This window comes from Herbiconiux sp. 11R-BC (assembly GCF_049472555.1).
In the GTDB taxonomy this organism is placed as follows: Bacteria; Actinomycetota; Actinomycetes; order Actinomycetales; family Microbacteriaceae; genus Herbiconiux.
In genome coordinates, this window is record NZ_JBCEBO010000001.1 from 39,097 (window position 1) to 51,110 (window position 12,014).

The 12,014-nt window shown below is 72.9% G+C and carries 10 protein-coding genes; 8 read left to right on the forward strand and 2 right to left on the reverse strand.

From position 1 onward, the window contains the following. Positions 1–132: 132 nt before the first annotated feature. The 5 genes from aroA to VD659_RS00220 are packed head-to-tail and all read left to right on the forward strand — an operon-like array spanning position 133 to position 7,841. Entirely contained in the window at positions 133–1,503 is a 1,371-nt protein-coding gene (gene aroA, locus VD659_RS00200; RefSeq protein WP_423259086.1) for a 3-phosphoshikimate 1-carboxyvinyltransferase, read from the forward strand. Further along, the gene (locus tag VD659_RS00205; protein WP_423259087.1) at positions 1,500–3,386 is read left to right on the forward strand and encodes an AMP-binding protein; all 1,887 of its coding nucleotides are present in this window, start codon (positions 1,500–1,502) and stop codon (positions 3,384–3,386) included. The genes aroA and VD659_RS00205 overlap by 4 nt, the downstream gene beginning before the upstream one ends. Then, positions 3,383–4,582, forward strand: a complete 1,200-nt coding sequence (locus tag VD659_RS00210) for an acyl-CoA dehydrogenase family protein (RefSeq protein WP_423259088.1) — start codon at positions 3,383–3,385, stop codon at positions 4,580–4,582. The genes VD659_RS00205 and VD659_RS00210 overlap by 4 nt, the downstream gene beginning before the upstream one ends. Beyond that, positions 4,579–5,442, forward strand: coding sequence for an SDR family oxidoreductase (locus tag VD659_RS00215; RefSeq protein WP_423259089.1), 864 nt, complete (start codon positions 4,579–4,581; stop codon positions 5,440–5,442). The genes VD659_RS00210 and VD659_RS00215 overlap by 4 nt, the downstream gene beginning before the upstream one ends. A gap of 14 nt (positions 5,443–5,456) precedes the next feature. Further along, the gene (locus tag VD659_RS00220) at positions 5,457–7,841 is read left to right on the forward strand and encodes an FAD-dependent oxidoreductase (RefSeq protein WP_423259090.1); all 2,385 of its coding nucleotides are present in this window, start codon (positions 5,457–5,459) and stop codon (positions 7,839–7,841) included. Positions 7,842–8,566: 725 nt separating this feature from the next. Here VD659_RS00220 and VD659_RS00225 read toward each other — a convergent pair. Further along, positions 8,567–9,727 (reverse strand): MalY/PatB family protein, encoded by a 1,161-nt coding sequence (locus VD659_RS00225; protein WP_423259091.1) that lies wholly within the window; start codon positions 9,725–9,727, stop codon positions 8,567–8,569. Between the two features lie 45 nt (positions 9,728–9,772). Next, positions 9,773–10,225 carry a tautomerase family protein gene (locus tag VD659_RS00230; protein WP_423259092.1) on the reverse strand — a complete coding sequence of 151 codons (453 nt, stop codon included), beginning with the start codon at positions 10,223–10,225 and terminating at the stop codon, positions 9,773–9,775. 81 nt (positions 10,226–10,306) lie between these two features. Between VD659_RS00230 and VD659_RS00235 the strand changes: the two genes are divergently transcribed. The 3 genes from VD659_RS00235 (at position 10,307) to VD659_RS00245 (ending at position 11,975) form a co-directional block, all read left to right on the forward strand. Beyond that, entirely contained in the window at positions 10,307–10,876 is a 570-nt protein-coding gene (locus VD659_RS00235) for a TetR/AcrR family transcriptional regulator (RefSeq protein ID WP_423259093.1), read from the forward strand. A gap of 161 nt (positions 10,877–11,037) precedes the next feature. Beyond that, positions 11,038–11,259, forward strand: a complete 222-nt coding sequence (locus VD659_RS00240) for a hypothetical protein (RefSeq protein WP_423259094.1) — start codon at positions 11,038–11,040, stop codon at positions 11,257–11,259. Positions 11,260–11,324: 65 nt separating this feature from the next. Then, positions 11,325–11,975 (forward strand): FMN-dependent NADH-azoreductase, encoded by a 651-nt coding sequence (locus VD659_RS00245; RefSeq protein ID WP_423259095.1) that lies wholly within the window; start codon positions 11,325–11,327, stop codon positions 11,973–11,975. The last annotated feature ends 39 nt before the right edge of the window (positions 11,976–12,014 follow it).

A 12,014-nucleotide genomic window follows, 5' to 3' on the forward strand; every position in this document is an offset into this window, starting at 1 on the left:
CAGACATCTGTGGAAATCACCGCCTGGGGACAGTGGCAATATGGAACTCACAACCTTTTCGATGCCTGTGCGACTCCGGCGTGCCCGAGCCCGCGACATACCAGTCCAGGAGGTCAGAAAGTGCAGTTGTTCGTGAGCGGATCGGATCGGCCGATCTCCGGCGAGCTCCACATCCCCGTCTCGAAATACCACGCCCACCGCGCCCTCGTGCTGGCCTCGCTGGCACCGGGGCGGAGCGTCATCCGCGGTCTCTCCGAGACGAGACAGGTGGTGTGGACGATCGGTGTGCTGCGCGCCCTCGGCACCCGGATCGACGTGGTCGACGACGGCTACGTCGTGCACGGAGGCGAGTACCACACGAGGAACGGGGTGGTCGACCACGGCTCCTCGTCGGCCGCGGGCGTGCTGAACGTCGGCTCCTCCGGCACCACGCTCTACTTCATGACCGGCCTCGCCGCCCTCGCCGACCGGCCCATCACCCTCACCGGCATGAAGTACTTCCAGCGCCGGCCCATCAAGGCCCTGCTCGACTCGCTCGCCGCGATCGGCGTGCGCTACGAAGCCACCAGCGACCGCCCGCCCATCACCGTGCAACCGGGCCGGCCCGCCGGCGGCCACGTCAGCATCCCGGGCACCCTCTCGCAGTGGCTCTCCGGCCTCCTGCTCGTGGCCCCGTTCGCGCGCAGCACCACCACCGTCGACGTGGTGGGCGAGCTCAACGAACAGCCCTACGTGGAGCTCACCGTGCGCATGATGCGGCACTTCGGCCTCCGGGTCGAGCACAGCGACGACTGGCTGCACTACACGATCGAGCCCGGGCAGACCGCCGTGGCCGCCGACTACGTGATCCCGCCCGACATCGGCTCGGCCGCCTTCGGCCTCGCCTCCACGGCGCTGCATCCCTCCGACGTGCTGTTCCGCGGGCTCTCCACCACGACCGCCGCCGAGACCGACCACCCCGAGGCCGAGTTCCTCGACATCGTGCGGGCGATGGGCCTGCCGATGACCACGGATGCCGCCACCGGATTCGTGCGCGTGCGGCACGACGGCATCGCCCTGGCCCCGATCGATCTCGACTGCCAGCCCATCCCCGATCTGCTGCCCGTGATCTCGGCACTCGCCACCTTCACCAACGGCACCTCGCGGCTGCGGAACATCGCGCACATCCGACTCAAGGAGTCCGACCGCGTGAACGCCATGCTGCAGCTCAACAAACTCGGCGGCGCCCTCGTCGACGCGGGTGACGAGCTGCGCATCACGGGCGTCGAGAGTCTTCGGGGGGCTCCGATGTCGTCGTTCAACGACCACCGCGTGCTCATGTCGCTCGCCGTGGCCGCCACCCGGGCCTCGGGCGAGTCGCGCCTCACCTACCCGCGGGCGTACCGCATCTCCTACCCCACCTTCCTCGACGCCATGACGGGGGTCGGACTCGACATGGGAGTGACCGCCGCGGCGGCATCCGGAGGCGAAGCAGCGCAGACCGCTGCGGTGCTGGCCTCGTGAGCGATCACGAGAACGAGCGCGGCCGATCCGGAGCGACCGCCACCCGGGTGCCGCCGCCCGCCGGCCTCACCGCCCCCGTCGACGAGCTGGCCCGCACGAGCCCGCACGCCGCCGCCGTGATCGAGGTGGGCGACCGCCCGCGCACGCTCTCCTGGGCCGGGCTCCGCGCCGAGGCCGACCGCATCTCGGCGCTGCTGCTCGAGCTCGGCGTCGAGCCCGGCGAATCGGTGGCCTTCCAGCTGCCGAACTGGGCGGAATGCGTCACCGTGACGCTCGGAGTGCTGCAGATCGGCGCCGTCGTCGCCCCGATCATGCCGGTGTTCGGCGAACGCGAGGTGGCCATGGTGCTCTCCCGCTCGCGGGCACGCGTGCTCATCGTGCCGCGCTCGTTCCGGCGGCGGCGGCACGCGGATGAACTCCCCGCGGTGGTGCGCGAAGCCGCGTCGCGCGGTCTCCCGCTGCGGGTGGAGCACGTGCTCGTTCTCGCCGACCTCGACCCCGCGGGCGCCGCCCGCGCCGGCACCGACGGCCTCGCGCACGACGGATCCGCGCACGACGTCCCGGCGCATCCGGTCGTCCCCCTCGTCGATCTCCTCGCGACTCGCCAAGAAACGCCCCAAAACGCTGCGGATAGGGCGGAATTTGGCGAGTCGCGAGGAGGTGGCAGGGGCGCGAAGGGTGGGGGTGGGGGTGCGGGTGCGGGGTGGGAGTGGCACGACTTCGACGCTGCCGTCGCCGCCGTCGTGCTCGACGACGAGACCGCCGCGCGCCTGGCCGCCCGACGGCCCGGAGCCGACGACGTGGCCCAGCTGCTGTTCACCTCCGGCACCACGGGCGAGCCGAAGGGCGTGCAGCACGCCCACCGCTCGCTCGGGCTCGCGACCACGATGGAGGTGGCCCACCTCGGGCTCACCGCCGCCGACCGCGTCTACATCCCCTCCCCGCTCGCCCACCAGACCGGGTTCCTCTACGGACTGCTGCTCAGCTGGCGGCTCGGCGTCGCCGCGGTGGTGCAGCCCGTCTGGAGCGCCGAGGTCTCCTTGAGCCAGGCCTTCGGCGAGGCGCGGGCCAGCTTCGTGCAGGCGGCGACCCCGTTCCTGATGGACCTCGTGGCGGCCGTCGAGGGCGGCGCATCCGTTCCCGCGAGCCTGCGCATCTTCGTGGCCACCGGCGCCGCCGTGCCCCGCGCCCTCGCGGAGCGGGCCACGCGTGTGCTCGACACCGCGGTGTGCGGCGCCTTCGGCACCACCGAGACCTGCCTCGGCACACTCTCGGCGCCGGACGATCCGCCCGGCTCCGCGTGGGGAACCGACGGGCGCCCGCTCGACGGCATCCGCATCCGCATCGTCGACGACGAGGGAACCGAGCTGCCGCCCGGCCGGGAGGGCAACTACGAGCTGCACTCCCCCACGATGTTCCTCGGCTACCTCGACCGCCCCGACCTCACGGCCGAGGTCTTCACCCCCGACGGCTGGTACAAGACCGGCGACCTCGGTGTCGTCGACGCCGACGGCTACCTGCACGTCACCGGCCGGGTGAAGGACGTCATCAACCGCGGCGGCGAGAAGGTGCCCGTCGTGGAGATCGAGAACCTGCTGTTCACGCATCCGCGAGTGGCCGACGTGGCCATCGTGGCCATGCCCGACCCGCGCCTGGGCGAACGGGCCTGCGCCTTCGTGGTGACCGCCGCGGGGCAGGATGCGCTGGGCTTCGGCGAGATGCAGCAGTTCCTCGCCGCGGCCCGCGTGTCGAAGTACTACTGGCCCGAGCGGCTCGAACTCATCGACGCGCTGCCGCGCAACCCCGTGGGCAAGATCCAGAAGAACCTGCTGCGCGAGCGCATCGCCGCGCTGATCGACGAGCAAGAGAGAGTAGACGTGTGAGCGAGACACCCGCATTCGACGAGACCGAGTTCCAGCGCCTCAAGGCCGAGATCGACGCCTGGGTGCGCGGGCCGGCCGAGGTCTGGGCCGAGCGCATCGAGGCCGAGGGCGACGTGCCCCGCGAGCTCTACGAGGAGCTCCGCAGCCTCGGCTACATGAGCCTCGCCGCCCCGCCCGAGCTCGGCGGCCGCGGCATCCCGTTCACCCGCTACCTCGAACTGATGGAGATCTTCTCGCGCTCGCACGGGTCGATCCGCATGCTCGCGCACGTCAACAACGGCACCTGGCGGGCCATGCTGCCGTTCGCGAACGCCGAGCAGCGCGAGATCATCGCGAAGTCGGTGTCGGGCGAGGTGCTCGTGGCCTTCACCCTGACCGAGGCGACCGCGGGCACCGGGGCCGACCTCCGCTCCACGGTGCGCCGCGAGGGCGACACCTACTACCTCAACGGCGAGAAGCACCTGATCACCTTCGGGGTGAAGTGCGACTACTGGCTGCTCTTCGCGCGCCTCGAGGGCACGAGCGGGTCCGACGGCACCGTGGCGCTGCTCGTGCCGAACTCGGGGCTGCCGGGCGCCGAGGTGATCGACGACTCGGAGACCATGGGGGTGCGCGGAACCGACCACGCCATCCTGCGCTTCACCGACACCCCGGTGCCGGTCTCCGCGCGCCTCGGCGAGGAGGGCGAGGGCCTCAAGGTCGCCCTGGGCGGCTTCCTGCTGCCGAGCCGCGTCTCGGTGGCGATGAGCTGCGTCGGGCTCGCGGAGCGCGCCCAGGAGCTCGCCATCGAGTACGCGCTCAAGCGCGAGACCTTCGGCAAGAAGATCGCCGAGCGGCCCGTCATCCAGGCCTACCTGGCCGAGAACTACGCCGACATCGCCGCCGCGCGCGCCCTCGTGTTCGAGGCCGCCCGCGCCTTCGAGAACGGGGCTCCGGATGCGGGGCCGCTGTCGAGCGCGTCGAAGATGATCGCCGTCGACATGCTCACGCGGGTCACCGACAAGGCGCTGCAGATCCACGGCGGCCAGGGATACTGGCATCGCAACGCGATCGAGCGGGTGTACCGGGATGCCCGGGCGCAGCGCTTCGAAGAGGGAACGAACGAGATCCAGAAGACGGTGGTGGCGCGAGCGGTGCTCGCCGAGGCCGTCGCCGCGAAGGCAGCCGGAGCTGCGAAGGCCGAGGAGCAGGCATGACCGACATCAGCGAGTCCGCGACGCCCGAATCGGGGCCGGCCGGCGCATCCGGGCCCCGCGTGGTCGTGATCACGGGCGCCTCGCGCGGCATCGGCCGCCTGCTCGCGCAGAAGCTCGGCGCGCAGGGCGCCGCCGTGGTGATCAACTACAAGGTGAACGCCGACCTCGCCGAGCAGTCGCTCGCCGACGTGGTGGCCGCCGGCGGCTCGGGCATCACCGTGCAGGCCGACATCGAGAACCCCGACGACATCGACCGTCTCTTCGACGTGGTGCGCGAGCACTACGGCCGCGTCGACGCCTTCGTGGCGAATGCTGCGGCGAGCGCCTTCAAGCCTGTGGCCGCGCTCAAGGTGCACCACCTCGACCGCAGCTACGCCATGAACACGCGCTCCTTCGTGCTCGGCGCCATCCGGGCCGCCGAGCTCATGGACGCGGGCGGGCGCATCCTGGCGATCACGAGCTACGGCTCGCTGCGCGCCTTCCCCACCTATGCGGCCCTCGGCGCGGCGAAGGCCGCGAACGAGGCCTACGTGAAGTTCATGGCCACCGAGTTCGGGCCGCGGGGCATCACGGTGAACGCGGTGAACGGCGGCCTGATCGACACCGATTCGCTCGACTACTTCTACAACAAGGTGCCCGGCATGGCGCCGGTCGAGACCGTGTTCGAGAAGATCCCGCTCGGGCGGCCCGGCACGGCCGACGACATGGCGGATGCGGCCGAGTTCCTGCTCTCGGAGAAGGCCGGGTACATCACGGGGCAGGTGCTCGTGGTCGACGGCGGCCTCACCGTGGTGGCGCCGCCGTTCTGGGCCGACACCACCGGAGACCTGCGCGCGGCCGTGCTCGGCGCGGCCGAGTAGGGACGGGCGTCCGCATGCTCGCCACCCCCGCCCTCGCGCGCACCTTCTCGCCGTGGCGCCTCGGTGCGCTCGAGCTGCCGCACCGCGTGATCGCCGGCAGCATGCACACGGGGCTCGAGACGATCGACGACGGCGGGGCGGCGCTCTCGGCCTACTACGCCGAGCGGGTGCGGGGCGGCGCGGCGCTGCTCATCACGGGCGGGCTCGCGGTCAACCTCGAGGGCTGCGGGGCCGACGACTTCAGCGTGCTCGGCGACCCGGCGAGCGATGCACGCTTCGCCGCCGCCGTCGAGGCCGTGCACGCGGCGGGCGGGCGCATCGCGGCGCAGCTGTTCCACGCGGGGCGCTACGCGCTGCTCGACGGGGTGACGGATGCCGCGGGCCGGCCAGTGCATCCGGTCGCGCCGTCGCCGCTGCCGTGGCGCAGCGCCGGCGCCCAGGTGCCGGAAGAGCTCGACGAAGTGGGCATCCTGCGCACGCTCGGGGACTTCCGCGCCGCCGCGGAGCGAGCCGTGGAACTCGGCTTCGACGCCGTCGAGGTGATGGCCTCGGAGGGCTACCTGATCAACCAGTTCTGCTCGCCGGTCACGAACCTGCGCGACGACGACTGGGGCGGTGACGCGCGGCGGCGCCGCCGCTTCGCCGTGGAGGCCGTGCGGGCGGTGCGGCGTGGGACGGGGTTCGACGTGCCCGTGATCGTGCGGATGTCGGGCGCCGACCTCGTGCCCGGCTCGAGCACGCAGGACGAGACCGACGAGCTCGCCCGCGACCTCGTGCGGGCCGGGGCCGACGCGCTGAACGTGGGCATCGGCTGGCACGAGTCGCGGGTGCCGACCGTGCAGGCGGCGGTGCCGCACGGCGTGTGGCTCGGCTATGCCGAGGCGGTGGCACGGGCGATCTCGATGCCGGTGTCGCTCCCCGCCGCGGAGGCATCGGCGCTGGAGCCCGCCGACTCGCCCGCCGTGGCGCGGCTCAGCGCCCCGGCGGCGCTGCCGCTGACCGCCATCCCGGTGATCGCGAGCAACCGGCTCACCGATCTGCGCGACGCCGAAGACGTGCTCGCGGGCGGGCTCGTGACCGCGGTGGCGCTCGCGCGGCCGTTCCTCGCGGACGCGGCGATCGTCGCCCGCTCGCGGGCCGGGCTGTTCGAGCAGGTGAACTCGTGCATCGGCTGCAACCAGGCCTGCCTCGACCGCTCCTTCGTGAAGCAGCCGGTGTCGTGCCTGGTGAATCCGCGGGCGGGAAACGAGACGCGGTACCCGCTCGGGGCGGCCGGCGCGGCGCTGGACGCGCGCGCGGCGCAGGCGCTCGGGGGTACCGGCACGGCAGACGACGCGCGTACGCGCGGCCAAGCCGAGGCGCTCGAAGGCCCGGGCGCAAGCGCCGCAGATGCGCGCGGCGACGCGGGTGCAAGCGCAGCGGACGCTGTCGGCCACTCAGCCGGCGCCGGCGCTGCCGCCTTCGCGGTCGTCGGCGGAGGGCCCGCGGGGCTCGTGGCCGCGGTGGACCTCGCGGAGGCGGGGCACCGGGTGACGTTGTTCGAGGCATCCGACCGGCTCGGCGGTCAGTTCACGCTGGCCGCGCGCATCCCCACCAAGGAGGACTACGCCCTCACCGTGGCGCACTACGCCTCGCGGCTCGAACGGCTCGGCGCGCGGGTCGTGCTCTCGCACGCCCCGACCGCCTCCGAGCTCGCCGCCGGCTTCGACGGCGTGGTGCTCGCGACCGGTGTGCGTCCGCGTGAGCTCGAGCTGCCGGGTGCCGGGCTGCCCCATGTGCTGAGCTACGAGAGGGCGATCACCGAAGGGGTTCCGGCGGGTCGCGTGGCGATCATCGGTGGGGGCGGCATCGGCGTGGACGTGGCCAAGTACCTCGTGCTCTCGCACGACCCGCTCGAGCGAGCCCGCGCTTTCACCGAGCAGTACGGGCTCGCGGCGCCGAGCACGGTGCTCGAGGGGGCGTCGCTGCCGCAACGGGCGGAGGCCCGGTCCGCGGCGGAGGGGGTGCGGATGACGCCACGGCCGGGCGCCGACGTCACCGTGCTGCGGCGCTCGGGCAAGTTCGGCGCCGGCATGGGCATCACCTCGCGCTGGGTGGCTCTCGCGGAGTTGCGCGAGGCCGGGGTGCGGATGCTCGGCGAGATCACGTACGAGCGCATCACCCCCGCGGGCGTGGAGGTGCGCCTCACTGCCGACGGATCGGTCGAGCTCGTGCCGGCCGAGGCCGTGATCGTCTGCGCGGGCCAGGAGTCCCACGACCCGCTGAGCGCCTCGCTCACGGAACTCGGCGTGCCCCATGAGCTCGTCGGCGGCGCCCTCGACGCCACCCGCGTCGACGCCGTGCGCGCCACCCGCCAGGGCCTCGACGCGGCCCGCCGCCTCGCCGCCCCCGCGCGCTGACGCCCCGCTGCCTCCGCGCGCGCTGATGCCCCGCGCCCGCGCCCGCGCGCGCCCCCGCCCCCACGCACGCCCCGCACCCCGGACTCGCTCAGGACCCAGCGCCCCGCGCCCCGCGCTTTCCTCTCTTCCTCTCCTCCGCGCATCCCGCCCCTCGCCACCCGAGGTCGCCCCAAGTGCACGCCCGCAGTGCTTCGGCAGCTCTTAGCGCTACCTCGGGAGGAGCGCGAGGGGGGGCACGGGCCCGAGGTCGCCCCAAGTGCACGGCCCCAATGCTTCGGCAGCACATAGCGCTACCTCGGGAGGAGCGCGAGGGGTGCACGGGCCCGAGGTCGCCCCAAATGCATGGCCCCGACGCTTCGGCAGCACATAGCGCTACCCCGAGAGGAGCGCGAGGGGTGCGCGGGACCGAGGTCGCCCCAAGTGCACGGCCCCGACGCTTCGGCAGCACATAGCGCTACCTCGGGAGGAGGGCGAGGGGGGCACGGGCCCGAGGTCGCCCCAAGTGCACGCCCGCAGCGCTTCGGCAGCACTTAGCGCTACCTCGGGAGGAGCGCGGGGGGGGTTCGGGCCCGAGGTCGCCCCAAGTGCACGCCCGCAGTGCTCCGGCAGCACTTGGCGCTACCTTGGCGGGTGCGAGGAGGGGGTGGGGCGCGAGGGGTAGGGGCGCGACAGGTGGGGGCGCGAGAGGTGGGGGCGCGAGGGGGGGGGTAGGCGCGCGAGACGCGTCAGCGAGACGCGAGGGCGTCCGCCATGCGGCGGACGGCCTGCTCGAGCACGGGGCGCGGGGTGGCGAACACGAAGCGGGCGAAGCCCGCGCCGGAGGCTCCGCAGACGGGGCCGTCGGTGAGCGCCACAGCCGCCTGCCCCCGGAGGAAGCGCGCCGGGTGGTCGCCGAGACCGAGCGCACGGAAGTCGAGCCAGGCGATGTAGGTGCCCTCGGGCATCCGGTAGCCCACCTCGGGCAGGAGCGACGACAGCAGCGAGCCGAGGACCCGGCGGTTGCCGTCGAGGTAGGACACGAGATCGTCGAGCCACGGCTTGCCCGCCGTGTAGGCCGCGGTGTTCGCGATCACGCCGAGAGTGCTCGCGCCGTGTGTGGCGGCGTGCTCGACGGGCGCCCACACGTCGGCGTCGGCGTCGTTGGTGAGGATGAACTGCGCACACTTGAGGCCCGGCAGATTCCACGCCTTCGAGGCCGAAGTGGCGGTGACCGAGTGGCCGGCCGCCGCGTCCGACACCGAGGCGTACGGGATGTGCGCGGGCCCGCCCGGATACACCAGCGGCGAGTGGATCTCGTCGGAGAACACCCGCCCTCCGTGCCGCGACACGACCTCGCTCACCGCGAGGAGCTCGCCGCGCGAGAACACACGCCCGACCGGGTTGTACGGGTTGCACAGCACGAGCAGCCCACCTCCGGCCGCGAAGGCCGCGTCGATCCCGGCGAGGTCGAGCGCGTAGCGTCCGGCCTCGACGAGCATCGGCACCGCGATGATCTCCCGTCCGGCCGCGATCGGCACCTCGAGGAAAGGCATGTACGCCGGAGTCGGCAGGATGACGGCGGAGCCGGGTCGCGAGAAATGCTCGATCGCGAGCTCCAGGCCGCGAACCACGTCGGCGATCGGATGCACGCGCTCAGGCCGCACCTCCCAGCTGTGGTTCTCGCTCTGCCAGCGAGCACAGGCCTCCCCCAGCCCGCGCGCGAGCGACGGCGGGAGGTAGCCGAAGCGGTCCTCCTCGACGGCCGTGCGCAATGCATCCCTCACTGCCGGAGCGGTGCCGAAGTCGGCCTCCGCCACGAAGGCGCCGATGGCGCCGGGGAACGTCTCCCACTTGAGGCCGCCGCTCGACTGCAGCTGCTCGAGGGTGATCGCATCGAAATCGCGCATGCTGAGATGGTAGGCCGGGCTGCCCGGCGGCGCCCGCTTCGGGCGTCAGGCTCCCGCTGCGGCGGCGCGCGCGGCGGCCGCCTGTGCGGCGAGGGCGCCGAACTCCTCGAGGCCGAAGGCGGTGCCGGCGAGGCCCCAGCCGCCCTCCGCGGCCTCGGTGAGGATCACCCAGGTGCTTGCGGCGAGGGCCGGATCGCCCGCGAGTCGCGCCACGATCTCGGTGGCCTCGGCCGTGATCTGCTTCTGGCCGTCGCGGTTCAGCGAGCCGGGCGGCGTGATGATCTGCACGCGCACGGCGCGGGCCGGCTGGCTGCTCGCGGTGGAGATCGCGCTCGCGGGCAGGCGGTGGATGAACGCGGCGGTGTTGTCGAGGTGGAACGGCCCGGGCGTCGCCACACCCTCCGCTCGGAGCACGGCGTGGGTGAGCTCGTCGCCGAGCTGCGCATCCGCGTCGGGCGGGAAGAGCTCGGCCGGGGCGTAGACGTCGATCATGGGCATGGGTGGCTCCTTCAGGATTATGATGGTCTACATAGATCATTCATTATGACGAGCGTCATAGTCAAGGAGCGAGGAGAACGAATGGCGTCGGACGCCCGCACCAAGATGGTCGACGGCGCCGCCCTGCTCCTGGCCAAGCGCGGCCTGCACGCCACCTCGTTCTCCGAGGTGCTCGAGCTCACCGGGGCGCCACGCGGCTCGGTGTACCACCACTTCCCCGGCGGCAAGCAGCAGCTCGTCGACGCCGCACTGGACGCCGCGGGCAAGCGGGCCCTCGACGTGCTCGACGCCGTGGCCGGGCAGAGCGCCGAGACCGTCACGGGCTACTTCCTCGAGCTCTGGCGCAGCGTGCTCGAGCGCTCGACGTTCAGCGCCGGATGCGCGGTGCTCGCCGTCACCGTGGCCACCGACTCCCCCGAGCTGCTCACGCACACCGCGGAGGTGTTCCGGGCGTGGCGCCGCAAGCTCGCCCGGCTGCTCGAGCTCGGCGGGCTGAGCGCGGCCGACGCCGCCCGCTTCTCGGCGCTGCTCGTGGCCTCGAGCGAGGGGGCCGTGGTTCTGAGCCGCGCCGAGCAGAGTTTCGAGCCCTTCGACCTGGTGTCGGATGAGCTGCTGCAGCAGGTGCGTTCGCTCACCGCATCCGCCTCCTGAGCTCCGAAAGCCCCCGACGCACCCCTGAGGCCCGGCCACGCCTCGCCGCGGCGGCGCCGAACCGGCGCGACACGCCGAATCCGCCCCCAACTGGGGTCACCGCCTGCGGCCCCGGCGGCGATATGCTCAGCCGTTAACGACGGATGCTCGTGAGGGGGACCATGGGCCGCATCGCGTGGACAGATGAGATCGCCGCACTCGCGGTGTCCTTGCCGTTCTCGGAAGCCTCGATCGGGGCCCTCGACGCGGACACGATCGCGCGCCTGCACGCCCTCATCCTCGACCTGCAGCTCGACACCGCGGCCATGACCCCGCAGCTGACCGCACGACTGGCCGAACTGCTGCCCCTCGTCGCGGCGCAGCGCGAGAGCCTGTCGGCCTGACCCCGTCGCACGGCCGGGTGCGGTCGCCGCTGTCCCGCGCATCCGCTGCGGTATAGCGTGGCGGCATGGCGAATCTGCTTCATCTCGACTCCTCCGCCGATCTTCGGCACTCCCGGTCACGGTCGATCGGGCACTCGTTCAGCGAAGCCTGGCTGGCGGCCGCGGCCGGCAACACCGTGACGCACCGCGACCTGCACCGCGACCCGTTGCCGCACCTCGCCGACGCCGACCTGCACTGGCCGCCGCGGCTGCGCCCCGAGGGCTCGCAGCCGCCCGCCGAGGCCGAGGCGCTGCAGGCCTCGCTCATCGCCGAGCTGCTCGCCGCCGACGTGCTGCTCGTGGGGGCTCCGCTCTACAACTACTCGCTGCCCTCGAGCCTCAAGGCGTGGATCGACAACATCCACGTGCCGGCCGTGACCGCGCCCTTCGACGTGGACACCCAGCCCCTCGCCGGACGCCCCGCCGTGATCGTCACGAGCCGCGGCGCCTCCTACGACGCAGGGTCGCCGACCGACGGCTGGGACCACGAGGTCCCTGCGCTGAGGCTCATCCTCGGCACGGCGCTCGGCATGGACGTCACCGTGATCACCGCGAGCCTCACCCTCGCCGAGACCGTTCCGGCCCTCGCCGACCAGCTCGACCGCAGCCGCGCCGAGCTCGCCGCAGCGCACGCCGAGGCATCCGCTCTCGGCGCCTCCCTCGGCGCCCGCGCCTGACCCCTCTCCTCCCCTTAAGACGCAGACTCGTCACTTTCG